The sequence below is a fragment of the Agrobacterium larrymoorei genome (assembly GCF_013322225.1).
Classification (GTDB): domain Bacteria; phylum Pseudomonadota; class Alphaproteobacteria; order Rhizobiales; family Rhizobiaceae; genus Agrobacterium; species Agrobacterium larrymoorei_A.
On record NZ_JAAMFB010000027.1, the window covers coordinates 156,459 to 180,076 of the forward strand.

The 23,618-nt window shown below is 56.8% G+C and carries 22 protein-coding genes; 16 read left to right on the plus strand and 6 right to left on the minus strand.

Annotation, left to right across the window (positions count from 1 at the left end):
- Window positions 1-11 precede the first annotated feature (11 nt).
- From galE to G6L28_RS17215, 3 genes are all read right to left on the minus strand, one after another.
- A complete protein-coding gene (galE, locus tag G6L28_RS17205; RefSeq protein ID WP_174065046.1) occupies window positions 12-995 on the minus strand; it encodes a UDP-glucose 4-epimerase GalE in 984 nt (327 codons plus the stop codon).
- A 139-nt stretch (window positions 996-1,134) separates the two neighbouring features.
- The gene (locus tag G6L28_RS17210) at window positions 1,135-1,551 is read right to left on the minus strand and encodes a hypothetical protein (RefSeq protein WP_174065047.1); all 417 of its coding nucleotides are present in this window, start codon (window positions 1,549-1,551) and stop codon (window positions 1,135-1,137) included.
- A 9-nt stretch (window positions 1,552-1,560) separates the two neighbouring features.
- Window positions 1,561-1,902: a DUF883 family protein gene (locus G6L28_RS17215; protein ID WP_174065048.1), complete on the minus strand. Its 342-nt coding sequence runs from the start codon at window positions 1,900-1,902 to the stop codon at window positions 1,561-1,563.
- 209 nt (window positions 1,903-2,111) lie between these two features.
- Between G6L28_RS17215 and nspC the strand changes: the two genes are divergently transcribed.
- A complete protein-coding gene (gene nspC, locus G6L28_RS17220) occupies window positions 2,112-3,209 on the plus strand; it encodes a carboxynorspermidine decarboxylase (RefSeq protein ID WP_174065049.1) in 1,098 nt (365 codons plus the stop codon).
- 79 nt (window positions 3,210-3,288) lie between these two features.
- A complete protein-coding gene (locus tag G6L28_RS17225; protein ID WP_174065050.1) occupies window positions 3,289-4,527 on the plus strand; it encodes a saccharopine dehydrogenase family protein in 1,239 nt (412 codons plus the stop codon).
- Between the two features lie 158 nt (window positions 4,528-4,685).
- Here G6L28_RS17225 and G6L28_RS17230 read toward each other — a convergent pair whose 3' ends face one another.
- Entirely contained in the window at window positions 4,686-4,922 is a 237-nt protein-coding gene (locus G6L28_RS17230) for a DUF2934 domain-containing protein (RefSeq protein ID WP_174065051.1), read from the minus strand.
- A 280-nt stretch (window positions 4,923-5,202) separates the two neighbouring features.
- Here G6L28_RS17230 and G6L28_RS17235 point away from each other — a divergent pair, with 280 nt between their 5' ends.
- The 5 genes from G6L28_RS17235 to G6L28_RS17255 all read left to right on the plus strand — a co-directional run bounded on the left by G6L28_RS17235 (window position 5,203) and on the right by G6L28_RS17255 (window position 10,234).
- Window positions 5,203-6,270, plus strand: coding sequence for a 3-hydroxyisobutyryl-CoA hydrolase (locus G6L28_RS17235; RefSeq protein ID WP_174065052.1), 1,068 nt, complete (start codon window positions 5,203-5,205; stop codon window positions 6,268-6,270).
- Between the two features lie 142 nt (window positions 6,271-6,412).
- Complete coding sequence (gene cysP, locus G6L28_RS17240) at window positions 6,413-7,399, plus strand: thiosulfate ABC transporter substrate-binding protein CysP (RefSeq protein WP_174065053.1); 987 nt, start codon at window positions 6,413-6,415, stop codon at window positions 7,397-7,399.
- Between the two features lie 91 nt (window positions 7,400-7,490).
- A complete protein-coding gene (gene cysT, locus G6L28_RS17245; protein WP_174065054.1) occupies window positions 7,491-8,318 on the plus strand; it encodes a sulfate ABC transporter permease subunit CysT in 828 nt (275 codons plus the stop codon).
- Between the two features lie 3 nt (window positions 8,319-8,321).
- Window positions 8,322-9,215 (plus strand): sulfate ABC transporter permease subunit CysW, encoded by an 894-nt coding sequence (gene cysW / locus G6L28_RS17250; protein ID WP_174065055.1) that lies wholly within the window; start codon window positions 8,322-8,324, stop codon window positions 9,213-9,215.
- Window positions 9,212-10,234: a sulfate/molybdate ABC transporter ATP-binding protein gene (locus G6L28_RS17255; RefSeq protein WP_174065056.1), complete on the plus strand. Its 1,023-nt coding sequence runs from the start codon at window positions 9,212-9,214 to the stop codon at window positions 10,232-10,234. The genes cysW and G6L28_RS17255 overlap by 4 nt, the downstream gene beginning before the upstream one ends.
- Window positions 10,235-10,293: 59 nt before the next feature.
- Here G6L28_RS17255 and G6L28_RS17260 read toward each other — a convergent pair whose 3' ends face one another.
- Together G6L28_RS17260 and G6L28_RS17265 are read right to left on the minus strand one after the other, a co-directional pair.
- Complete coding sequence (locus tag G6L28_RS17260; RefSeq protein WP_174065057.1) at window positions 10,294-11,730, minus strand: NAD-dependent succinate-semialdehyde dehydrogenase; 1,437 nt, start codon at window positions 11,728-11,730, stop codon at window positions 10,294-10,296.
- 238 nt (window positions 11,731-11,968) lie between these two features.
- The gene (locus tag G6L28_RS17265) at window positions 11,969-13,156 is read right to left on the minus strand and encodes an acyl-CoA dehydrogenase (RefSeq protein WP_337795775.1); all 1,188 of its coding nucleotides are present in this window, start codon (window positions 13,154-13,156) and stop codon (window positions 11,969-11,971) included.
- A 97-nt stretch (window positions 13,157-13,253) separates the two neighbouring features.
- Here G6L28_RS17265 and G6L28_RS17270 point away from each other — a divergent pair, with 97 nt between their 5' ends.
- The 9 genes from G6L28_RS17270 to G6L28_RS17310 all read left to right on the plus strand — a co-directional run bounded on the left by G6L28_RS17270 (window position 13,254) and on the right by G6L28_RS17310 (window position 23,499).
- Window positions 13,254-14,168 (plus strand): LysR family transcriptional regulator, encoded by a 915-nt coding sequence (locus G6L28_RS17270; protein WP_174065059.1) that lies wholly within the window; start codon window positions 13,254-13,256, stop codon window positions 14,166-14,168.
- A gap of 230 nt (window positions 14,169-14,398) precedes the next feature.
- A complete protein-coding gene (locus G6L28_RS17275; RefSeq protein ID WP_174065060.1) occupies window positions 14,399-15,454 on the plus strand; it encodes a dipeptidase in 1,056 nt (351 codons plus the stop codon).
- Between the two features lie 38 nt (window positions 15,455-15,492).
- Window positions 15,493-17,133 (plus strand): ABC transporter substrate-binding protein, encoded by a 1,641-nt coding sequence (locus G6L28_RS17280; protein WP_174065061.1) that lies wholly within the window; start codon window positions 15,493-15,495, stop codon window positions 17,131-17,133.
- Window positions 17,134-17,157: 24 nt separating this feature from the next.
- Window positions 17,158-18,219, plus strand: a complete 1,062-nt coding sequence (locus G6L28_RS17285; protein WP_425292687.1) for an ABC transporter permease — start codon at window positions 17,158-17,160, stop codon at window positions 18,217-18,219.
- Entirely contained in the window at window positions 18,216-19,148 is a 933-nt protein-coding gene (locus G6L28_RS17290) for an ABC transporter permease (protein WP_174065063.1), read from the plus strand. The genes G6L28_RS17285 and G6L28_RS17290 overlap by 4 nt, the downstream gene beginning before the upstream one ends.
- Window positions 19,145-19,981 carry an ATP-binding cassette domain-containing protein gene (locus tag G6L28_RS17295; RefSeq protein WP_174065064.1) on the plus strand — a complete coding sequence of 279 codons (837 nt, stop codon included), beginning with the start codon at window positions 19,145-19,147 and terminating at the stop codon, window positions 19,979-19,981. Before G6L28_RS17290 ends, G6L28_RS17295 begins: the two co-directional genes overlap by 4 nt.
- Window positions 19,978-20,727, plus strand: a complete 750-nt coding sequence (locus G6L28_RS17300) for an ABC transporter ATP-binding protein (RefSeq protein WP_174065065.1) — start codon at window positions 19,978-19,980, stop codon at window positions 20,725-20,727. The genes G6L28_RS17295 and G6L28_RS17300 overlap by 4 nt, the downstream gene beginning before the upstream one ends.
- Before the next feature lie 201 nt (window positions 20,728-20,928).
- The gene (locus tag G6L28_RS17305) at window positions 20,929-21,828 is read left to right on the plus strand and encodes a LysR family transcriptional regulator (protein ID WP_174065066.1); all 900 of its coding nucleotides are present in this window, start codon (window positions 20,929-20,931) and stop codon (window positions 21,826-21,828) included.
- A 186-nt stretch (window positions 21,829-22,014) separates the two neighbouring features.
- The gene (locus G6L28_RS17310) at window positions 22,015-23,499 is read left to right on the plus strand and encodes an ABC transporter substrate-binding protein (protein ID WP_425292688.1); all 1,485 of its coding nucleotides are present in this window, start codon (window positions 22,015-22,017) and stop codon (window positions 23,497-23,499) included.
- Window positions 23,500-23,618: the final 119 nt, after the last annotated feature.

Genomic DNA, 23,618 nt, shown 5'->3' on the forward strand with positions numbered 1-23,618 from the left:
AGCGTCTCGTCTCAGACGCTGGCGTTCCGCGAAGAATGCCAGCGCCATGCTGAGCGGATGATGTCAGTCAACGTATATTTCGGCTCCCAGCCCAACACGTCTCGGGCCTTGTCATTATTGGCGACAAGCGTGGTCGAGTCGCCTTCGCGGCGTTCCGCAAACTCTACGGGGAACGGTCTGCCCGAGACTTCCGAAATCGCGTCGAGCAGTTCCTTGACGGTGGTTCCGGTGCCGGTGCCCAGGTTCAGTTCAACTGTTTCACCGCCTGCCAGCAGATAATCCACGGCGCGTACATGCGCGTCGGCAAGATCGAGAATATGGATGTAGTCGCGAACGCAGGTTCCGTCGCGCGTCTCGTAATCCGTGCCGAATACCTTGAAGCCCTCTCGACGCCCGAGCGCGGCCTCTATGGCGAGCGGGATGGCGTGGGTTTCCGGCTTATGCCATTCGCCAATTCGGCCTTCGAAATCAGCACCGGCTGCGTTGAAGTAGCGCAGCATCACTGATTTCAAACCCTTGTATGTGCTGAAATCCTTCAATGCCTGTTCTACAATCCACTTGGTGCGACCGTAAGGATTGATCGGTGCCTGCGGATGCGTTTCATCCAACGGTACGCGTTCCGGCAGGCCATAGGTGGCGCAAGTGGAGGAGAAAACGAAGGCCTCAACGCCCGCATCCATCGTCGCGGTCAACAGGGTCAGCGCGCCTGTGACGTTGTTATCGTAGAAAGCGACGGGGTTTTTGACGGATTCACCGACCTCGATCAGCGCTGCAAAATGCAAAACCGCGTCGGGCTTGTGCTTGGCAAAGACCTCGTCCAGCCTTGCCTTGTCGCGGATGTCGCCCTGTTCGAAGGGTCCCCAGCGGACGAATTCCTCGTGGCCATTCGAGAGATTGTCGAAAACGACGGGTTCATACCCGCGTTCGGCAAGCAACAGGCACGTGTGCGATCCGATATATCCGGCTCCGCCAACCACAAGAACTTTCTTCCGCATTCAGCATCCTCTTGTTGAAACGATGTGTCGGAAGACTGCGTAACATTTTGTCGTGAGAAGGGCAGGGGGAATTTATCGCGAATGAAAGTGCATAGATGAAAACGCGCACTCCCGGTCTCGAGAGTGCGCGGAGATATCATTATTTCTTTTTGACCGTCACACGGGTGGTAATGAAGCCGAGGGCAACCGCGATCAGAAGTGTCGTGAAAGGCCGCTTGACTAGCGCCCCGGCCGCAAGTGCCTCTGCCGCAAGCGGGGCTGCGGTTAGAGGCGTTGCAACGGGTGTACGATAGACTGTGGGCCGCCGAACGATAGCAAGGATCACCAGCATTATGACGCCGAGCAGGAACGCGACGGCAGCGATGACAAGTGCTGCCGGACCAGCACCGAGTTCCTTCGCCAGATAGATAGAGCCGCCGATCCCGGCGGCAATCACGGCAATCAAAAAGAACAAGCCCGCCAGCATTCTGAGAATGATTGCGGACTTGATGCGACGCGTGACAAAGGTTCCTTCGCGCTGCGTGTCGCCGAGATAAAGCAGGAATGCCTGAAGCATGTTGCTGCCTTAACGGCGGGTGACGAGTGCGAGAAGGAAGCCGGTTGCAACCGCGATACCGAGAGACTGAAGGGGGTTTTTCTGAACCTGATAGGTGAGGTTGTCGTTGATCGTCTGGATTTCGCTGCGAACATAGTCCAGCTTTTCTTCACCAGCGGAAATGGCGTCGTCAGCCACGCGCGCAGCCTGTGCCTTCACCTCATGCGAAACGCCCAGGCCTAGCGCCTTCACGCTGCCGGCAAGGTTCGCAAGGTCTTCACGCAGCTGCGAAAGTTGGGCTGCCACATCGGCTGCATCGCCGTTTTCTATGGATTGACGTACCTTGTCTTCTACGTTGCGAACGGTTGCCATGACATATCCTTTTAGTGGTGATGTTAGAACGCGGCTGATCTACAAACGCTGACACTCTGTTTTGGTTCCGCGACGGATGCTTCGTGTAGAAAATTGTCCTTTTAACTCGAATTCCAGCAACGGGTTTGTTTTCCTGTCACAAGCATCATATAAGGCCGGTCAAAACGATCCGTATGTGATCTCAATCAATCGAATGATGTAACCGACTGATGCTGCAAACGCCTTATTACCTGATCGACAAAACGAAACTTCTCCGCAACATGGAAAAGATTGCCTATGTGCGCGAAAAATCCGGCGCCAAGGCGCTTCTTGCGCTTAAATGTTTTGCAACATGGTCGGTGTTCGATTTCATGGCGCAGTATATGGACGGAACAACCTCATCGTCCCTCTATGAAGTTCGTCTCGGCCACGAGAAGTTCGGGGGTGAAACCCATGCCTATTCGGTGGCTTATGCCGATTACGAGATCGATGAAGTCGTGTCGTACGCAGACAAGATCATCTTCAACTCCATCGGTCAGCTGGAGCGCTTCGGCGAAAAGGCTTCGGGCATCGTGCGTGGCCTGCGCTTAAATCCACAGGTCAGCTCTTCTACCTTCGATCTTGCTGATCCGGCCCGCCCCTTCAGCCGTCTGGGAGAATGGGACGTTGCCAAGGTGGAGAAGGTGATGGACCGCGTCTCCGGCTTCATGATCCACAACAACTGCGAAAATAACGATTTCGGCTTGTTCGATCGTATGCTGAACCAGATTGAGGAAAAATTCGGCTCGCTGCTGTCGCAAGCGGAGTGGGTCAGCCTTGGTGGCGGGATTCACTTCACCGGCGAAGACTATCCGCTCGACCAGTTCTGTGATCGCCTGAAGGCGTTCTCCGAAAAATACGGCGTTCAGGTTTATCTCGAGCCGGGAGAAGCATCGATCACCAAGAGCACCACGCTGGAGGTGACGGTTCTCGATACGCTGTTCAACGGCAAAAACCTGGCCATTGTCGACAGCTCCATCGAAGCCCATATGCTTGACCTTCTGATCTATCGCGAAAGCGCAAAGGTTGCGCCGAACGAGGGTGAGTACCCATATATGGTCTGTGGCAAGTCCTGCCTAGCGGGCGATGTTTTCGGCGAATTCAAATTCGAGCAGGAACTGAAAGTCGGCGATCGCGTGTCTTTCCAGGACGCTGCCGGTTACACGATGGTCAAGAAGAACTGGTTCAATGGCGTGAAGATGCCTGCGATTGCCATCAGGGAACTGGACGGAAGCATTCGTACCGTTCGTGAGTTCGACTTTGCAGATTACGAGAAGAGCCTTTCGTAACGACGCTTTTGATTGAAAGCGTCTAAACCTCAACCAAATCAAGCTCATCCCTGCGGGGATAAAGGGGGCATCACCTGAAATGAAGAAGAACGTTCTCATCATCGGCGCCGGTGGCGTAGCACAAGTGGTAGCCCACAAGTGCGCCCAGAATAGCGATGTATTGGGAGACATTCATATTGCGTCACGCACAGTTGAAAAGTGCCGCACGATTGTCGAATCCGTACGTGAAAAGAAGAGCCTCAAGACAGAGGTGAAACTTGAAGCCCATGCGCTGGATGCCATGGATATCGAGGCAACAAAGGCCTTGATCGAAAAAACGGGTGTCCAGATTGTCATCAACGTCGGTTCGGCCTTCGTCAATATGTCCGTTCTTCAGGCCTGCATGGACACAGGTGTTGCCTATATGGATACGGCAATCCACGAGGATCCTACGAAAATCTGTGAAACGCCGCCTTGGTACGGGAACTACGAGTGGAAGCGTGCCGCCGAATGCAAGGAAAAGGGCGTAACCGCCATTCTCGGCGTCGGCTTCGATCCGGGTGTCGTCAATGCCTATGCGCGTCTGGCCAAGGATGAGTATTTCGACAAGGTGAGCGCGGTCGATATCGTCGATATCAATGCGGGCAGCCATGGTCGCTGGTTCTCCACCAACTTCGACCCGGAAATCAACTTCCGCGAATTCACGGGCGTCGTCTATTCCTGGCAGAACGGCCAGTGGCAGACGAACCAGATGTTCGAAGTCGGCCAGGAATTCGATCTGCCGGTTGTTGGCAAGCAGAAGGCCTATATGACTGGCCACGACGAAGTTCATTCGCTATCCAGAAACATGGATGGCGCAGATGTTCGCTTCTGGATGGGCTTCGGCGATCACTACATCAACGTTTTCACCGTTCTGAAAAACCTCGGCCTTCTCTCTGAAAAGCCGGTAAAGACTGCCGAAGGTCTGGAAGTCGTTCCGCTGAAAGTGGTCAAAGCCGTGCTGCCCGACCCGTCTTCGCTGGCACCTGATTACGTCGGCAAGACCTGCATTGGCGATATCGTCAAGGGCACAAAAGACGGCAAGGAAAAGGAAGTCTTCATCTACAACGTGGCGGACCACAAGGAAGCCTACGAAGAGGTAGGCTCTCAAGGCATTTCCTACACTGCCGGCGTGCCGCCGGTTGCCGCTGCGATGCTGATCGCCACCGGCGAGTGGGACGTCAAGCAGATGGCCAATGTTGAGGAACTTCCGCCGCAGCCATTCCTCAACATCCTGAACAGAATCGGCCTTCCAAGCCGTATCAAGGACGAGGATGGCGACCGCGCCCTGACGTTCTGATAAGGATAACAGACAATCCCCGAATGCCATACGGCTTCGGGGGTTTTGTTTGCGGGCTTTTCTGAAGCGTTCCATTGGAAATGAAATGCTCCGAATTTCTGTCTTGATGCAATTTCCAGAAGCAGAAGCGCTTTATAATTCTGCCGGAAATTCTTTAGCTAGGCATTCGCCTTGCGGGCGCGCGACTTTGGCTTTCCGGTCGCCTCGGTAAGAGTTGCAACCTTGACTTCTGACTTTTTTCGATGCGCAGGCTTCGTTGCTTTGGATGTTTCCAGCAGTGAAAATTCCTTTTTTGCCTGAGCCCAGTGCTCGGCGTCGCGCCCGTGCGGATGCCCTTCGCTTTCCCAGAGGGTGTATGCGCGCTTGCTGATCCACTCGTATTCTGAAACCTGCATGTCTGTCTCCTGTTGATGATTCATCGCCCTTGGAGGGCTTTCCGAATGGTCCGGCCGGGAACGCTGGACAGGAATATGCGCCGGTATTTTCGAAATCTATTAGATGCCACGATTCGACTAAGGGTCAAGTGAATTTGCTGCACTGCAATAACCCTATGGTTGTTGGTTTCATGACACATGCAACGTGGCACGCCCCAATCCCATTCACTTCCGGTCGATAAACGTTGCGTGATGCCGTCATGACATCCAAACTGCCGAGCAACGGTTCGGGAGGCACGGCGTGGAAAATAATTTGGTCGACAGAGAGATCATTGCGGAGAGACGGGGCAAGGCAGGAATTATCTGGCTGAACAGGCCAAAGGCAATAAACAGTCTCAATGAAACCATGGTTCACGAGATGAAGGCAGCTCTGGATGCGTTTGCGTTCGATCCTGATATTGCCTGTCTTATTCTCTTGGGAAATGGGGAGCGTGGTCTATGCGCGGGCGGCGATGTGAAAGCGATTTATGATGCGCGCAACGCCACTGAACAGGAACGGACCCGGTTCTGGCGGGAAGAGTTTCCGCTCAATTACAGCATTTCACGCTATCCCAAACCCTATGTGGCCGTGATGGATGGCATCGTCATGGGCGGTGGCGTGGGGATCGCTGCGCATGGTAGGCACCGCATCGTAACCGAGCGGACGCGACTTGCGATGCCTGAGACGGCAATCGGCTATTTTCCCGATGTTGGTACGACCTGGCTGTTGCCGAAGTCCCCCGGGGAAACGGGCACATGGTTGGGCCTGACCGGTCGGGAAATCGGTGCGGCGGACGCGATTTATGTTGGGTTGGCGGATCACCATGTTCTGTCGAACTCTCTGCCTGAACTTATGGATGCCCTGGCCGATGTCGTGAGTGCAGAAGACGTCCGTGCAACAATCGACAAGTTTTCAAGCGAACCCGCACAGGGCTTCCTGGCCGCCGATCGTAGCTTGATCGACCGCACATTCGGATTCGATACCGTGGAGGAAATGCTGGCGGCGCTCGAAGCGGAGGACAATCCTTTTGCCGCTGAAACGATTGCCACATTGAACCTGCGTTCTCCGACGAGCCTGAAACTTGCCTTACGCCTCTTGCGGAAAGGCCGTGAGAGTTCGGGGCTGGTGGAGTGTCTGGAGCGAGAATTCGTCGCGGGTTGCGAGGTTCTACGAGGTCATGATTTTTATGAGGGCGTGCGTGCCGCGCTTGTCGACAAGGACCGCAATCCGCGCTGGAAGCCTAATGGGCTTGCAGACGTGTCAAAACAGGATGTCGACCGTTACTTCGTTCCGACGAGCGCGCCGCTTTTCCCCGATCACCGACTTTGATTTGACAGTGAAATTTTCATTCGATTGAAGCGGTTCATCGAGTAAAAATTTCTTCCCCCCAGCGCCTGAGCGAGGGTGGGATTTCTCGCAGAGGATCAATCCTTTCTTTATTTTCGTGCCAGCTGAAATTCCTGGGGGTTACATGAAACGGATTGTCCTTATTGGTGCTGCACTTGCGGCGCTGGTCTCAACAGCAGCCTATGCTCAGGAGCCCAAGACGCTCCTCAACGCATCTTACGATGTCGCGCGCGAAGTTTTTGCTGCCGAAAACGAAGCCTTCATCAAGTCGCATCCGGGCGTGACCATTGGTCAATCTCATGCCGGGACGTCAAAGCAGGCACGAGCTATCGTAGAAGGCCTGGAAGCTGACGTTGTGACCTTTAATCAGGTCACGGATATCGATTTCCTCGTGAAACAGGGCTTTGTTTCGGTCGATTGGCAGAAGGATTTCGCCAATGATGCCTCGCCGTTTTATTCTTTCCCGTCTTTCCTCGTTCGCGCTGGGAACCCGAAAAACATCAAGAACTGGGACGATCTCGTTCGTGACGATGTAAAGATCGTTTTCCCGAATCCAAAAACCTCCGGCAACGCCCGCTACACCTATCTGGCCGCGACCGCTTTCGCCAAGGAGAAGTTCAATGGCGACGACGCGAAAGTGCAGGAATTCATCAAGAAGGTCTTCGACAACACGCCTGTTTTCGATACCGGAGGCCGTGCCGCGACCACGACATTCGTCGAGCGTGAAATTGGTGACGTGCTGATTACCTTCGAAGCTGAAACGCGCGGCATCGCCAAGCAATACGGCACGGATAAATTTGAACTCGTTGTCCCCACCGTCAGTCTTCTGGCTGAATTCCCGGTTGCCATCGTGGACAAGGTTGTCGACAAGCGCGGCTCCCGTGACCTCGCCAAGAGCTACCTGGATTTCCTCTACGCCGAAGAAGGCCAGCGTATTGCGGCGCAGTTCGGTCATCGCGTTCACGATGCCAAAGTCGTAGGCGAGTTCAAGGACCAGTTCCCTGAAATTCGCCTCGTCAACGTCAACGATGTTTTCGGTGGCTGGGAAAAAATCCAGAAGGAGCATTTTGCATCCGGCGCCGTGCTTGATACGCTTTACGGCAGCCGCTAATCGCTGATTATCGGATATGTTTTCGACCCGGTGGGTTTTCTGCCGGGTCGATTGTTTGCATCAAGCTGTATGGTGCGACGTGCTTCGGGGGATGGATTTGAGACGGAATGTTTTGCCGGGGCTGCGGTTGTCGCTCGGCGTGACGCTGCTTTATGTCGGCATTATCGTCGTGCTGCCGCTTGCAGCGCTTGTTTTCAAGGCAGCGAGCTTGGGGCCAGCAGAATATTGGGCCATCATCTCGTCACCCCGTGCAGTCGCAAGCTACCGGGTAACAGTGCTCTGTGCGCTGGCAGCAACCCTCTTCAACGTCGTCTTCGGCTTGGCACTCGCCTGGGTGCTGACACGGTATCGCTTCCCAGGCTGGCGCATCGTAGATGCAATCGTGGACCTGCCCTTTGCCTTGCCCACGGCAGTTGCCGGCATCGCGCTGACCGCGCTGTTTGCAGGCAATGGCTGGTTCGGCTCCGTTCTTGCCCAGTTCGGCATCAAAGTCGCATACACGCCGCTCGGTATCATGGTGGCGATGGCCTTCACCAGCCTGCCCTTCATCGTGCGCACCGTGCAGCCGGTGCTCGAGGATCTCGATCCGGCACTGGAAGAGGCGGCACAGTCTCTCGGCGGGTCGGACTTCGAAATCTTCCGCAAGGTCATCCTGCCGCTGCTGACACCAGCAATTCTGGCAGGCCTTTCGCTGTCCTTCGCTCGCAGCCTTGGCGAGTTCGGCGCAATCATCTTCATTGCGGGCAACCAGCCCATGTCGACGGAAATCACGGCGTTGCTGATCTTCATCCGGCTTGAGGAATACGATTATCAAGCCGCCGCCGCCGTTGCCTCGGTACTGCTCATCACTGCTTTCGTCATGTTGGCAGTGACGAATTATCTACAGTCCCGCGCCTTGCGCTACACGGTCAGGAGCTGATCGATGGTTGCCGTTTCTTCTCATCGCAAGCCGCCTCGCGTAGGTGACGCGCCGTTGGTGCGCCGCAGCCTGATCGCATTCGTACTTGCTGTCGGTGCCTTTCTGGTCGTCGCGCCGCTGGTTGTCATCGCGGTAGAGGCGTTTTCGCAAGGTATAAAAACGTATGCCGCGACGATCAATCACCCGGATACGCGCCACGCGATCATGTTGACGGTGATAACTGCGCTTATAGCCGTGCCGGTCAATACTATCTTCGGGGTCGCAGCTGCGTGGTCTATCACAAAGTTCGATTTCCGGGGCAAACGCTTGCTGTTGGTGTTGGTGGAGATTCCGTTTTCCATCTCGCCCATTGTCGCCGGTGTCGCCTATCTCTTCGTATATGGCTTGCAGGGCCTTTTCGGCCCACTTCTCGATGCTTACGACATCAAAATACTCTTTGCGTTGCCGGGCATCGTCATCGCTTCGATGTTTGTGACCGCGCCATTCGTAGCGCGTGAGTTGATCCCACTGATGCAGGCACAGGGACGCGATCTTGAAGAGGCGGCCACATCGCTCGGCGCATCCGGTTGGCGTACTTTCTTTTCGGTGACTTTGCCTAATATCAAGTGGGCGCTGCTATATGGCGTCGTGCTTTGTAATGCGCGCGTCATGGGCGAGTTCGGCGCGGTGTCTATCGTTTCCGGCAATATTCGCGGCCAGACGAACACACTGCCGCTGCATATCGAACTTTTGTATCACGATTATCAGGCGGCCGGTGCTTTCGCCTCGGCGTCCATCCTCGCCGCACTCGCTGTCGTGACCATCCTTGCCAAGGTTGCGTTGGAACGGCGCGGTGCAGGGCGGGGCGCCAGAAAGAAAAACGTCGATGCAGCCGTCGCCACGGAGAACAGCCTATGAAAATCCGCCTCGAAAATGTGGTGAAGACCTTCGACAGCTTCCGTGCCGTGCGGGATGTATCGCTGGATATTGAAAGCGGAGAATTGCTGGCGCTTCTTGGCCCCTCCGGTTCCGGCAAGACCACGATCCTGCGGATGGTGGCCGGGCTGGAATATACCGATGGTGGTCAAATCTATTTCGGTGACGAAGACGCGACCAACATTCCGGTGCGGGATCGTGGCGTCGGTTTCGTTTTCCAGCACTATGCGCTTTTCCCGCATATGACGCTGTACGAAAATATCGCCTTCGGCATGAAGGTTTCAAAGATCAAGCGCAGTAAATCGGAGATCGACGCCCGCGTTCACGAACTGCTGCGTCTGGTGAGGCTTGAAGGGCTGGGCGAACGGTTTCCAGCGCAGATTTCGGGCGGGCAGCGGCAACGTGTGGCGCTTGCGCGTGCGCTTTCTGTCGACCCGAAGGTCTTGCTGCTGGACGAGCCATTCGGCGCGCTGGATGCCAATGTGCGTCGCGATCTTCGTCGCTGGCTGCGCGAAATCCACGACGAGCTCGGTATCACCACCATTTTCGTGACGCACGATCAGGAAGAAGCACTCGATCTGGCCGACCGCGTGATCATTCTCAACAAGGGCGAAATCGTTCAGCAGGGAACGCCAAAGGAGGTCTGCCGCCAGCCGAATAGCGCTTTCGTGATGAAATTCCTGGGCGATGCGAACAAGGTCTCAGGCGTCGCGCGAAGCGGTAAGGTTTTCGTAGGCGATGCGGAAGTTCCGTTTGCTTACGCAAATGCCGATGGCCCGGTGGAAATCTATGCCCGCCCAGCGGATCTGGAGTGGGAAGACCTGCATGACGGTATTCCGGCGCAGGTATCACGCGTGCTGGATAGAGCAGGGGAGCGGAGGGTGATTGCGACGACGAAAGAGGGCGATCTGCTTGAGTTCGACGTGCCACCGGAATCATCCGTCGAGGCAGGAGACCACGGCCGTGTCGTCATTCGCCGTGCCAAGATTTTTCCAGCTTAAGCCGTATGAAAAGAGCATAACCCGGCATCTTTCGACGCCGGGTTTGGTGGTCGTTACTCTCAGCTCATCTGGCTGACAAAGCGGGTTTCAAGATAGGCCTCAACCGCTTCCGAACCGCCTTCGGTTCCGTAGCCCGAATCCTTGATGCCGCCGAATGGCACTTCAGGGATGGCAAGACCATTGTGATTTATGCTCAACATGCCCGCCTCGACGCGCTGGCCGAGTGCATGCGCCGTCTTGACCGAGCCGGTGAACGCGTAGGACGCCAGGCCAAACGGCAAGCGGTTTGCCTCTTCAAGTCCTTCCTCCAGAGTGGAGAAACGATTGACGATGGCGATTGGGCCAAAAGGCTCGTCGTTCATGATCTTGGCCGTTGTTGGAACGTCGGTCAGAACAGTGGGCTCGAAGAAATTGCCCTTGTTGCCGATGCGCTTGCCGCCGGTTTTCAGCGTTGCGCCGTGGGAAACTGCGTCCTGGATGAGGTCTTCCATGGCCGGGATGCGACGCTCGTTTGCGAGCGGACCCATTGTCGAATCCGCATCGAAGCCGTTACCAACCTTGATGTTTTGCGCATACTTCACGATACCGTCGATGAAGCGGTCGGCAACGTTGTCCTGAATGAGGAAGCGGGTGGGGGCCACGCAGACCTGCCCCGCATTGCGGAACTTTGCGGTGGCCGAGACTTCGATGGCCTTATCCAGATCCGCATCGTCAAAGACCAGCACCGGAGCATGGCCACCAAGCTCCATGGTTGCACGCTTCATATACTTGCCAGCAAGGGCCGCCAGATGCTTGCCGACTGGCGTGGAACCGGTGAAGGAAATTTTACGAATGACCGGATGCGGAATGAGGTATTCCGAGATTTCCGCAGGCACGCCGTAAACGAGGTTGACGACGCCGGCAGGCGCGCCTGCATCCACAAAAGCGCGGATGAGTTCTGCAGGCGACGCCGGGGTTTCTTCAGGCGCCTTGACGATGATGGAGCAGCCCGTGGCAACAGCGGCGGAAAGCTTGCGCACGACCTGGTTAATCGGGAAGTTCCATGGCGTGAAGGCTGCGACGGGACCGACCGGCAACTTGATGGCAAGGTTGGAAACGCCACTGAAGCGGGCAGGGATGATCTGACCGTACGTGCGGCGCGCTTCTTCGGCGAACCAGTCGATGGTGTCTGCGCCGTTGTTGATTTCGGCCTTGGACTGCGCGAGCGGCTTGCCCTGTTCGCGGGTCATCAGCCACGCGATATAGTCGATGCGTTCCCGAACGATATCGGCGGCCCGGCGCATGATCTTCGAGCGCTCGAACGCAGGGGTGTCGCGCCAGATCTTGAAACCTTTGTCAGCGGCTGCGAGCGCCAGATCTAGATCGGCTTGCTCCGCATGTGCGATAGAGCCGATAATTTCGTCCGTCGCGGGATCGGAAACGGCAATCGTCTTGCCGGAGAGCGCATCGCGCCATTCGCCGTTAATGAGAAGTTTGACGTCGGGATAGCTGTGCATGTGTAAATACCTTCGTGACTTTAACTGACCGGCAGGGCACCGGTATATTTCGCTCGATCAGCAAACTCAATTGCCGCGCGGAGCGGACGGAGTGTTTTCGAAGCGAGCCGAAAACTGACGAGGTCTTTATATTTAATTCCCTGAGCGCCGGATTCAACCGTAGCAGACGCCAAAAAGTATGATTTATTTTGCGCTGCACAAAGCCCGGAGTGATGCCGGGCCTCGGTGAGATTGACTGCTAGAAAAACGCCTGGAGGCCGGTTTGAGCTCTTCCGAGGATCAGCGCATGTACATCATGCGTGCCCTCATAGGTGTTCACCGTTTCCAGATTCTGTGCGTGGCGCATGACGTGATATTCGATCTGGATGCCGTTGCCGCCATGCATGTCGCGGGCTTGACGGGCAATATCCAGCGCCTTGCCGCAATTGTTTCGCTTGACGATGGAGATCATTTCCGGCGCCATCTTGTGATCGTCGAACAGGCGACCGACACGCAGCGATCCTTGAAGGCCGAGCGTGATTTCAGTCTGCATATCGGCCAGCTTCTTTTGGTAAAGCTGCATGGCTGCCAAAGGCTTGCCAAACTGCTTGCGATCCATGCCGTATTGATGGGCCCGGAACCAGCAGTCTTCAGCCGCACCCATCACGCCCCAGGAAATGCCGTAGCGGGCGCGGTTGAGGCAGCCGAACGGACCCTTGAGGCCCGAAACATTCGGCAGAAGCGCGTCTTCGCCGACCTCCACGCCGTCCATGACGATCTCGCCGGTGATAGATGCGCGCAGCGAAAGCTTGCCGCCGATCTTGGGTGCGGACAGACCCTTCATGCCTTTTTCCAGCACGAAGCCACGGATCTGATTGTCATGCGCTTCGGATTTGGCCCAGACGACGAAGACGTCGGCAATTGGTGCGTTGGAAATCCACATCTTGGAACCACGCAAGCGATATCCGCCCTCGATCTTTTCGGCACGCGTCTTCATGCCGTTGGGATCGGAACCTGCATCCGGTTCGGTCAGGCCGAAGCAGCCAATCAACTCGCCGGAGACAAGACCAGGCAGATATTTGTCCTTTTGCTCTTCGGAGCCGTAGGCATAGATGGGGTAGATGACGAGCGAGGACAGTACGCTCATCATCGAGCGATATCCGCTGTCGATGCGCTCGACTTCACGGGCAACAAGGCCGTAGGCGACGTAACTGGCTTCAGCCGCACCATATTTTTCAGGAAGCGTGACACCCAGAAGGCCGGTCTGGCCCATCAGGCGAAACAGTCCAGGTTCGGATGTTTCGCCGAGATAAGCGTCGTTGATGCGTGGCAGAAGCTCCGATTGGGCAAAGGCAGCGGCCGTATCGCGGATCATCCGCTCGTCTTCGGTCAGTTGGTCCTCGAGAAGAAACGGGTCCTGCCAATTGAATGCTGTGCGTTCGCTCACGATAAATCTCCAAAAAATACTGACGTCATTATTGGCCTTGGGTAGCATCGCGGCAAGCCATGTTTACTCATTTTGCTATTACAGATAGGAATGCGGCATGACCTCGCTCAGTCGCAAACTACTGCCCTCCACCAGCGCTCTCGCCGCGTTCGATTCCGTTGCGCGATTGGGAAGTTTTTCTCTTGCGGCAGACGAACTTTCGCTGACCCAAGGGGCGATAAGCAGGCAGGTTATGTCGCTCGAAGAGCAGCTTGGCGTCAAGCTTTTCCAGCGCGGCGCGCGTGGAGTTTCGTTGACGGACGAAGGTCAAACCTACGCCAAGGCAATCGGCGTTGCGCTTGGTGATATACGCTCCGCCTCGCTTCAGGTCATGACCAAAACGCATGCGAACACGCTTAACCTCGCCATGCTTCCGACATTCGGCACGCGCTGGCTCCTGCCGCGTATTCCCCAGTTCGTTGCAGCCCATCCCGAGATCACGCTGAATTTCGCCACCCGCATCGGCCAATTCGACTTCGAAAAGGAAGGGCTCGATATGGCCATCCACATCGGTCAACCGGATTGGCCTGCGGCAGAGAGTATTTTCCTGATGGACGAGATGGTGGCACCGGTGTGCAGCCCCGCATTCCTCGAGAAAAATCCTATTCGTCAGGCCGAGGATATCTGCGGCCAGCCGCTTTTGCACATGGCGTCCCGTCCCGGTGCATGGGACCATTGGTTCAAGAGCCTAGGGATTGCAGCTCACCATGCCCCTGCCATGCGGTTCGAGCAGTTTTCGAGTGTCGCCCAGGCTTGCACGGCCGGGCTTGGCGTTGCCTTGATGCCGCTTTTCCTTATCGAGATCGAACTGAAAGCGGGGCAACTGGTGCAGGCGTTCGATCATCAGGTGAAAAGTCCCAGTTCCTACTATGCGGTGGCGCCGCTATCACGCATCAACCACGCACCGGTCGCGCTTTTCAGGCGCTGGTTACTGGGAGAAAGCGAAAATTTCCGTGCGCAAGCCAGCGGTTAATCAACCTATAATTTTGAAGATTTTTGACGAACGCCAAGCGTTTTGGTCATTATTTCATCCTGCTTAATTTTTGACTCGCGCAGTTTCGATTTATCATCCTAGGATCGCGCCGACAGAAAGAACGGCTTGGAGCTTGTGGCCCACCAGGCCGCGCGCGGTGGCATTCCGGCGTCTGCCAAGCTTATGGTTTCAAACGTAAAAGTCTCGCTCTCGCCTTGGAATATCCCCACATGCAATTGGTTTTCGATGGTCATAATGATGTGCTGCTTCGGCTGTGGCGCACAGCCAAAACGGGCGGGAATCCATTAAAGGAATTCGTGCTGGGCACGACAGAAGGCCATATCGATGCGCCTCGCGCCAGGGCAGGCGGATTGGCCGGTGGTATCTGCGCCATCTATATTCCCTCGGGCGATCTCATCTTGCAGGAGCCGGATGAGAACGGCCACTACGTAACGCCGCTTGCCGCCCCATTGGAACGCCAGCCGTCACTCGATATTGCGATGGAAAAGGCGTCCATCGCGTTGCAGCTGGAGCGCGCTGGCGGATGGAGGCTTTGCCGCTCCACCGCGGGTATCCGCAAAGCCATGGAAGATAACGTTTTTGCCGCCGTGCTACACATGGAGGGCTGCGAGCCTATTGCCGAAGATCTGGATGCGCTGGACGTGTTTTACGCCGCGGGTCTGCGCTCGCTCGGCCCAGTCTGGAGTCGCCATAACGTCTTCGGCCATGGCGTTCCCTTCGCTTTTCCAATGTCGCCGGACACGGCGCCGGGCTTGACCGATGCGGGTTTCGAACTGGTCAAACGCTGTAATCAGCTCGGCATCCTTGTCGATCTGGCGCATATTACCGAAAAGGGCTTCTGGGACGTTGCAAAGACGACCGATCAGCCTTTGATTGCCAGCCACTCCAATGCCCATGCCCTGACCGGCGTTGCCCGCAACCTGACCGACCGTCAGATGGATGCGATCAGGGAAACCCGCGGGCTCGTCGGGCTCAATTACGCCGTCACGATGCTGCGCCCGGATGCCCGCGACGATGCCAATGCGCCGCTTTCCGACATGGTTCGCCATATCGATTATATGGTGGAGCGGATGGGGATCGACTGCGTGGCGCTCGGCTCCGACTTCGACGGCGCGACCATTCCGGCGGAAATCAGAGACGCCAGCGGCAATCAAAATCTGGTTGCCGCACTGAAATCAGCAGGATACGCTGATGAAGAACTTGCTAAAATTTGCCGGGAAAACTGGCTGCGTGTTCTGGCTCAGGCATGGCATGAGCCGAACTGAAACGAGTGATATCAACCTGCTATAAAAAGGGGAGAACAATGACCAAATCGCTCAATAAAATGGCCCGCATCCTTGCCACAAGCGCTGCGCTGTCCCTGATCGCACTTTCCGCGCCGCAGGCTTTTGCGGCGACACCAGCCGATACGCTGGTCGAAGGCTTTGCGATAGATGACATTATTTCTCTCGATCCGGGCGAAGCGTTCGAAATCTCGACCGCCGAAGTCACCGGCAACACCTATAGCAAGCTGGTTTCCATCGACATTTCCGATACGTCCAAGGTGAAAGGCGACCTTGCCGAGAGTTGGACGACGTCTGAAGATGGCCTCACCTATACGTTCAAACTCAAGCAAGGACTCAAATTCGCCTCCGGCAATCCCGTGACGGCTGAAGACGTGGCTTTTTCAATCGAACGCGCCGTCAAGCTTGACAAGAACCCCGCCTTCCTTCTCAACCAGTTCGGTCTTAAGGGCGACAACGTCACTGAAAAGGCCAAGGCGACAGATGCCAATACCTTTGTTCTGACGGTCGACAAAGCCTACGCACCAAGCTTCGTTCTGAACGTTCTGACCGCCACTGTCGCCTCTGTGGTGGACAAGAAGCTTGTGATGGAAAAGGCTAAGGCCGTCACGCCAAGCGCGGATTACAAATATGAGACCGATTTCGGAAATGAATTCCTGAAAACCGGTTTTGCGGGCTCCGGTCCCTTCAAGATTCTTGGCTGGAAGGCCAACGAAGCTGTCATCCTCGAAGCGAATCCGAACTATTACGGTGACAAGCCGAAGCTCAAGCGTGTCATCTATCGCCACATGAAGGAAAGCGCCGGTCAGCGTCTGGCGCTGGAAAATGGCGATATCGATGTGGCGCGCAACCTGGAGCCCGGCGACATGGAAGCGGTTTCCAAGAAGGAAGGCTTCACCGTCATCTCCGCACCCAAAGGCACCGTCTATTATCTCGGCCTCAACCAGAAAAACGAAAATCTGAAGAAGCCGGAAGTGGTCGAAGCCTTCAAATATCTGGTCGATTATGAAGGCATCGGCGCGACCATCATCAAGGGCATCGGCGAGATACACCAGACCTTCCTGCCGAAGGGGCAGTTGGGCGCGCTGGACGAAAATCCTTACAAGCTGGATGTCGCCAAAGCCAAGGAATTGCTGGCCAAGGCTGGCCTGAAGGATGGCTTCAGCGTCACCATGGATGTGCGCAACACGCAGCCGGTGACGGGCATTGCCGAGAACATCCAGCAGACCCTGGCCCAGGCTGGCATCAAGCTCAGCATCATTCCCGGTGACGGCAAGCAGACCTTGACCAAGTATCGCGCCCGCCAGCACGATATCTACATCGGCGACTGGGGCTCGGACTATTTCGACCCGAATTCCAACGCTGAAACCTTCACCATCAACTACGACAATTCCGATGAGGGCAAGAACAAGACACTGGCTTGGCGCAATGCCTGGGATGTGCCTGAGCTGACCAAGGTAACGCAGGCTGCCCTTCTGGAAAAGGACAACGCCAAGCGCGCCGCCATGTATCAGGACCTTCAGAAGAAGGTGCTGGAAAGCGGTCCTTTCGTCGTCATCGAGCAGAAGACGGAAATTGCCGGCTTCTCCAATAAGGTCAAGGGCCTGAAGCTCGGACCGAGCTTCGACACGAACTATGTCTATCCGGTCTCCAAGGAGTAATCCGGCAGGATTGGTCCATTGAGCATCGCTGACACATCGCCAAGGCCAAGGCGCGGCAAGAGCCGCGCCAACAAGCGCCTGTTTGCCGTTCTGGGCTTCGTCGTTACCGTCGTCACGACTTTTTTGGGTCTGCTAGCGGTAACTTTTTTTATCGGTCGCGTTATCCCAATCGATCCTGCGCTTGCCATCGTGGGGGACCGCGCGCCTGCCCATGTGGTGGAGCGCGTGCGGGAGGAACTCGGCCTAAACCTGCCGCTGTGGCAGCAGTTTTTCATCTATCTCAAGCAGGCGCTTTCCGGTGAGTTCGGCACGTCGGTGCTGACCACCAATCCGGTGATGCAGGATATCAAGCGCGTCTTCCCGGCCACCATCGAGCTAGCGACGCTAGGAACGTTGATCGGTGCGATTTTCGGTATTCCGCTCGGCGTGCTGGCTGCGGTGAAGCGCGGCAGCATCATCGACCAGATCGTGCGCGTCATCGGTCTTGTCGGTTATTCGGTGCCGATCTTCTGGCTCGGTCTTCTGGCGCTTCTGGCATTTTATGCCAAGCTGAACTGGGTGGCCTATCCTGGTCGTATCGATATCGTTTACGAATTCACGTTCCAGCCGGTTACGGGTTTTTACCTGTTCGATGCCCTGTGGCAGCGGCAATGGGATGTGGTCTGGGATCTGTTCCGCCACATCATTCTGCCCGCCGGGCTGCTGGGCTATTTTTCGCTGGCCTATATCAGCCGCATGACGCGCTCCTTCATGCTTAATGAGCTGGCGCAGGAATATGTCGTGGCGGCGCGGGCCAAAGGCCTGTCGGAAACGCGCATCATCTGGTTTCACGCGCTGCGCAACGCCGCCGTGCCGTTGCTGACCGTCATCGTGCTGTCCTATGCCGGGCTGCTCGAAGGTTCGGTTCTAACGGAAACGATCTTCTCCTGGCCGGGGCTTGGCCTTTACATCACCAATTCCTTGCAGAATGCGGATATGAATGCCGTTCTCGGCGGCACCATTGTCATTGGCGCCGTCTTCATCGGCATCAATCTCCTGTCCGATCTGCTCTACCGGACGCTCGATCCAAGGACGCGCAGCCGATGACCGATACAGTTTCCATCGTCAAACGCTATAGCCGCGAATGGCTGCTGTCCGACCGACCGACCTCGCGCAAGCAGGCGCGGCTTGGGCGTGCCTATGTCATCTGGCGGCGTTTTTCCGAAAACCGGTTGGCGCTGGCCGGTCTCGGAATCATCCTTGCGCTCATTCTGGTCGCGATCTTTGCCGATGTGCTGGCACCGCACTCCGCTGTTCAGGGCGATTTGCGCAACGCCCGCCTGCTATCACCCGGAAGCGAAGGATATTGGCTCGGCACGGATGATCAAGGCCGCGATATTCTCTCGCGCCTCATCCACGGCTCTCGCCTGACCCTCTTCGTGGTGGTGCTGGTGGCCATCATCGCAGCACCCATCGGGCTCATCGTCGGCACGGTTTCCGGCTATGCCGGGGGCTGGATCGATGCGGTGCTGATGCGCATTACCGATATCTTTCTTGCCTTTCCGAAGTTGGTTCTGGCGCTGGCGCTGGTGGCGGCACTCGGGCCGGGTATCGAGAATGCGGTGCTTGCCATCGCCATCACCTCATGGCCGCCTTATGCCCGCATCGCGCGCGCCGAAACTATGACCTTCCGCAATTCCGATTTCATCGCGGCGGTCAAGCTCATGGGCGCTTCGCCGTGGCGCATCGTGCTAAAACACGTCATGCCGCTGTGCCTTTCGTCGCTCATCGTGCGCGTGACGCTGGATATGGCGGGCATCATCCTCACTGCGGCAGGTCTCGGCTTCCTCGGCCTCGGTGCCCAGCCGCCTCTGCCGGAATGGGGCGCGATGATTGCCTCCGGTCGCCGTTTCATTCTCGATCAATGGTGGGTTGCTGCCATGCCGGGTATCGCCATTCTCATCGTCAGCCTTGGCTTCAACCTGTTGGGCGATGGCCTTCGCGATGCGCTCGATCCGAAGGAGGCTGGCCAGTGACGACACCTCTTTTGACGGTCGATAATCTGCGCGTCAGCTTTCCCACCCGCACCGGGCTTGTGGAAGCGGTGCGCGGCGTTTCCTTCTCGCTGGGTAAGGAGCGGCTTGGCATCGTCGGTGAATCTGGCTCCGGCAAGTCGCAGACCGGCCGCGCTATCATGGGGCTGACGCCGGGACACGCGAAGATCGAAGCGGATGCGCTCCGTTTCGGCGATATCGATCTCCTGAAAGCCTCGGCGAAGCAGCGCCGCGCCATTCGCGGCAAGCGCATCGCCATGATTTTGCAGGACCCGAAATACTCCCTCAACCCGGTCATGACCATCGGTCGCCAGATCGTAGAAACGCTGAAGACCCATGAACGCGTCGGCTCGGCCGAGGCGAGGAAGCGCGCGCTCGACATGCTGGAAGCGGTGCAGATCCGCGGTCCCGAACGCGTTTTCAATCTCTATCCGCATGAAGTATCCGGCGGTATGGGCCAGCGCGTCATGATTGCCATGATGCTGGTCTGTGGCCCCGAGCTTCTGATCGCCGACGAACCGACCTCGGCGCTTGATGTGACCGTGCAGTTGGAAGTGCTGGATATTCTCGACAGACTGGTACGGGATCGTGGCATGGGCCTCATCTTCATCTCGCATGATCTGCGCCTCGTCTCCTCCTTCTGCGACCGCGTCATTGTTATGTATGCAGGCAAAGTGGTGGAGGAGCTGCCATCGGCCAACCTCCAGAATGCGCAGCATCCCTACACGAAGGGACTGTTGAACTGCCTGCCGAAAATCGGTGAGGACAGGCATCCGCTGCCGGTTCTCGAGCGCAAGGCGGAGTGGCGCCTATGACGACGGTTCTCTCCGCCCGCGATATGGTCGTGGATTTCGAAGGCTATCTGGCGCTGGATCGCGTCAGCATAGACGTCGCAAAGGGCGAATCCTTCGGCCTTGTCGGTGAATCCGGTTCGGGCAAATCCACGCTTCTAAGAGCCATTGCAGGCCTCAACCATTTCGATGAAGGCTCCCTCATGGTGGAGGGGCGGACTTACGACCGCAAATTCCGCGACAAGTCCTTCTACCGCGATGTGCAGATGGTGTTTCAGGATCCTTATGGATCGCTTCACCCGCGCCAAACGGTGGATTCGCTGCTACTGGAGCCGCTGGTCATTCACGGTCTGGATGACAGGGAAGGGCGTATCACCCGCGCCCTGGATGAGGTGGGCCTCGGCTCCGGCTTCCGCTTCCGCTACTCCCATCAGCTTTCCGGCGGGCAACGCCAGCGCATCGCCATTGCGCGCGCCTTGATCCTTGAGCCGAAAATCCTGCTTCTGGACGAACCGACCTCGGCGCTCGATGCCTCCATTCAGGCGGAAATTCTCAATCTGCTCGAACAGGCCCGTAAGGGCCGCGGCCTCACCTTCCTCATGGTCAGCCATGATCTTGGTGTTATAAGTCATATGTGCGACCGTCTAGCCGTGATGAAGAGCGGGAAGATCGTCGAGACGCTGGATGTAAAGGCGTTGGAAAGGCGGGATTTCGGGGCGGATTATACGCGCCAGTTGATGGTGGCGAGCGAAGGTTTTCGTCGCGATTGATGGATGGCTTTGAGCTTTGCCCACCCACCGCCGTCATTCTCAGGCTTGACCCGAGGATCCACAGAGGGGTACGGCATTTTCTCGTTTGCCGACAATGCGATGCACCGGCGGCAGATCCTCGGGACAAGCCGAAGGATGACGGCAGTGGAGTAGGTGTGGTCTACGATTCTTCCGAGACGCAGGCTGAGAGAAGGACGAAACATGCACCTGCGCGCATTGATGTATTTCGATGAACTTGTCCACACCAATTCCATGCGTGCAGCGGCGGAGAATCTCGGTGTGGCACCAACCGCCATCAGCCGCCAGATCGAAAGTCTGGAAGAACATTTCGGCACGCAGCTGGTGGAGCGTTCCAGTCGCGGCGTGAAACTGACGGCGGCGGGGGAGCTTTTGGCGGCCCGCGCGGGCAAGACTTTGCGCGAGCTGAACCTCGTACAGCAGCTGATGGACGACCTGAAGGGGCTGGAGCGAGGCGAGGTCACCATATTCGCCAATGGCGCGGCGGTGAACCTGCTGGCACCGGTACTGTCAGGCTTCAGCATCAAATATCCAAAACTGCGTTTCAATGTGCAGATTACCAGCGCGCGGCAGGCCATAGATGCCCTCAACTCGGCTGAAGCCGATGTGGCGCTGATACTTTTCGGCCCCAATGTTTCGGAGGTGGAAATCCGCGCGCGCAAGGACATCGTCTATGATGTGATCCTGCCTGCCGACCATCCCTTAGCGAGTGCGAAAAGCGTTACTCTGAAGGAGATCGCAGGCTATCCGCTGGCGCTTCCCGAAAAAGGTTTCGCTGCGCGGCAGGCTTTTGAAGAGATTTTTGCCTCTGCCAAAGTCGCACTCGACCCGGTCTTCACTGTCAGCTCGCTGGAGCTTTTACGGGAGCTGGTGCTGGATAAAGCGGCGATTACGCTCCTGCCGTCGCTCTCGGTATCACGCGACATCCGGGCCGGGCAGATGGTGGCGGTGCCGCTTGCGGGCACGAAGGGCGTGCGCACCGAGATCCAGCTCTGCACCGCGCCGGATCGCGATCTTTCTTTTGCTGCATCCACCTTCATTTCCTTCGTGCAAGAGGTGATGAAGACGGATGGCCAAAAATAGCGGCTTGCTTTTGCCACTCTATTTCGTGTAGCGATTTTCGCAACACGGTGGACACATAATGAGTTCACTGCTGGAACTTCTTCGCTTCCACGCGGTTCTGGCCACTCAGGCGCCGCCGCATCACAGGGGACAGGGATGGCAGCTTTTTCGACTTCGCAGACTTTGAGCATCACGCGCCGGCTGTTGATGGGAGCAGCATTTGGCGCGGGTCTTGCGCTTTCGCTGGGTTCGACCGCAGCTTTAGCTGCACAAAAGACCAGTGTCGTCCTTGGGATGGGCATCGAGCCTGCTGGTCTTGATCCCACCGTTGCGGCCCCGGTCGCTATCGGACAGGTGACTTGGCAGAACATCTTCGAAGGCCTTACCACCATCGATAAGGACGGCAAGGTGCAGCCTCAACTGGCGGCAAGCTGGAATGTGTCCGAGGATGGCAAGAGCTACACGTTTCATCTGCAGCAAGGGGTGAAGTTCCACGATGGGGAGGCGTTCAATTCCGCGGTCGCCAAGGCGTCTTTGGAGCGTGCGCGGGGAGATGGGTCCGTCAATCCGCAGAAGCGCTTCTTCGCGTCCATCGATACAATCGAGACACCCGATGCAAACACGCTTTTGCTGAAGCTCAAGCAGCCTGCGGGCAGTCTGCTTTACTGGCTCGGCTGGCCCGCCTCGGTCATGGTGGGCACGAAGTCGGCTGAAAACAACAAGACGACGCCCATTGGCACAGGGCCATTTAAATTCGTCAGTTGGGCAAAAGGCGACAAGGTCGAACTGACGCGAAACCCGGATTACTGGAACAAGGACGCCAACGTCGCTCTGGAAAAGGCCACCTTCCGCTTCATCACCGACCCGCAGGCTCAGGCTGCGGCCTTGAAGGCGGGGGATGTGGATGCGTTTCCGGAATTCGGCGCGCCGGAATTGATGAGCTCTTTCGACGGCGATTCACGTCTTGGCACTGCCGTTGGCAACACCGAATTGAAGGTGGTTGCGGGTATGAATAACGCCCGAAAGCCCTTCGATGACAAGCGTGTCCGCCGGGCTTTGATGAAGGCCGTCGACCGATCAATGGTCATCGAGGGTGCCTGGTCCGGCTTCGGCACGCCCATCGGCAGCCATTACACCCCGAATGATCGCGGCTACATTGATACGACCGGCGTGCTGCCTTACGATGCCGAGAAGGCAAAAGCACTCCTGGCGGAAGCGGGCTACCCCAACGGTTTCACCTTCACCATGAAGGCACCGCAGATGGCCTATGCCCAGCGCACCTCACAAATCCTGCAGGCCATGTTCGCTGAAATCGGCGTCACGATGAATATTAAGACCACGGAGTTCCCGGCAAAATGGGTTTCCGAGGTGCTGAAGGGCGCGGATTACGACATGACGATCGTGGCGCATGCAGAGCCCATGGATATCGACATCTATTCACGCGATCCATACTACTTCAACTATAGAAACCCGACCTTTAACGAGATCGTCCGCAACGTGGAACTGACATCCGATACCGTCGTGCAGGATAAGCTTTATGGTGATGCACAGAGGGTTTTGGCGGATGATGCTCCGGCACTGTTCCTGTTCGTCATGCCGAAGCTTGGCGTATGGGACAAGAAGCTGCAGGGCCTGTGGGTAAACGAGCCTATTCCGTCCAACGTTTTGACGGATGTTCATTGGGACGAGTAAGGGCCACACCCACCCTCATTCCTGTGCTTGTCACAGGAATCCAGTCAGCCCAGTCTTGGGCTGAAAAGAGTTCTTCCGCCGCGCAGACGCGCGGCGACTGGATTCCTGTCACAAGGACA

Bases quoted from the DNA above. Each gene is read 5' to 3' on its own strand.
- galE (WP_174065046.1), bottom strand. From the start codon at position 995: ATGCGGAAGAAAGTTCTTGTGGTTGGCGGAGCCGGATATATCGGATCG.
- G6L28_RS17210 (WP_174065047.1), bottom strand. From the start codon at position 1,551: ATGCTTCAGGCATTCCTGCTTTATCTCGGCGACACGCAGCGCGAAGGA.
- G6L28_RS17215 (WP_174065048.1), bottom strand. From the start codon at position 1,902: ATGGCAACCGTTCGCAACGTAGAAGACAAGGTACGTCAATCCATAGAA.
- nspC (WP_174065049.1), top strand. From the start codon at position 2,112: ATGCTGCAAACGCCTTATTACCTGATCGACAAAACGAAACTTCTCCGC.
- G6L28_RS17225 (WP_174065050.1), top strand. From the start codon at position 3,289: ATGAAGAAGAACGTTCTCATCATCGGCGCCGGTGGCGTAGCACAAGTG.
- G6L28_RS17230 (WP_174065051.1), bottom strand. From the start codon at position 4,922: ATGCAGGTTTCAGAATACGAGTGGATCAGCAAGCGCGCATACACCCTC.
- cysP (WP_174065053.1), top strand. From the start codon at position 6,413: ATGAAACGGATTGTCCTTATTGGTGCTGCACTTGCGGCGCTGGTCTCA.
- cysT (WP_174065054.1), top strand. From the start codon at position 7,491: ATGGATTTGAGACGGAATGTTTTGCCGGGGCTGCGGTTGTCGCTCGGC.
- cysW (WP_174065055.1), top strand. From the start codon at position 8,322: ATGGTTGCCGTTTCTTCTCATCGCAAGCCGCCTCGCGTAGGTGACGCG.
- G6L28_RS17255 (WP_174065056.1), top strand. From the start codon at position 9,212: ATGAAAATCCGCCTCGAAAATGTGGTGAAGACCTTCGACAGCTTCCGT.
- G6L28_RS17260 (WP_174065057.1), bottom strand. From the start codon at position 11,730: ATGCACAGCTATCCCGACGTCAAACTTCTCATTAACGGCGAATGGCGC.
- G6L28_RS17270 (WP_174065059.1), top strand. From the start codon at position 13,254: ATGACCTCGCTCAGTCGCAAACTACTGCCCTCCACCAGCGCTCTCGCC.
- G6L28_RS17275 (WP_174065060.1), top strand. From the start codon at position 14,399: ATGCAATTGGTTTTCGATGGTCATAATGATGTGCTGCTTCGGCTGTGG.
- G6L28_RS17280 (WP_174065061.1), top strand. From the start codon at position 15,493: ATGACCAAATCGCTCAATAAAATGGCCCGCATCCTTGCCACAAGCGCT.
- G6L28_RS17290 (WP_174065063.1), top strand. From the start codon at position 18,216: ATGACCGATACAGTTTCCATCGTCAAACGCTATAGCCGCGAATGGCTG.
- G6L28_RS17300 (WP_174065065.1), top strand. From the start codon at position 19,978: ATGACGACGGTTCTCTCCGCCCGCGATATGGTCGTGGATTTCGAAGGC.
- G6L28_RS17305 (WP_174065066.1), top strand. From the start codon at position 20,929: ATGCACCTGCGCGCATTGATGTATTTCGATGAACTTGTCCACACCAAT.
- G6L28_RS17310 (WP_425292688.1), top strand. From the start codon at position 22,015: ATGGGAGCAGCATTTGGCGCGGGTCTTGCGCTTTCGCTGGGTTCGACC.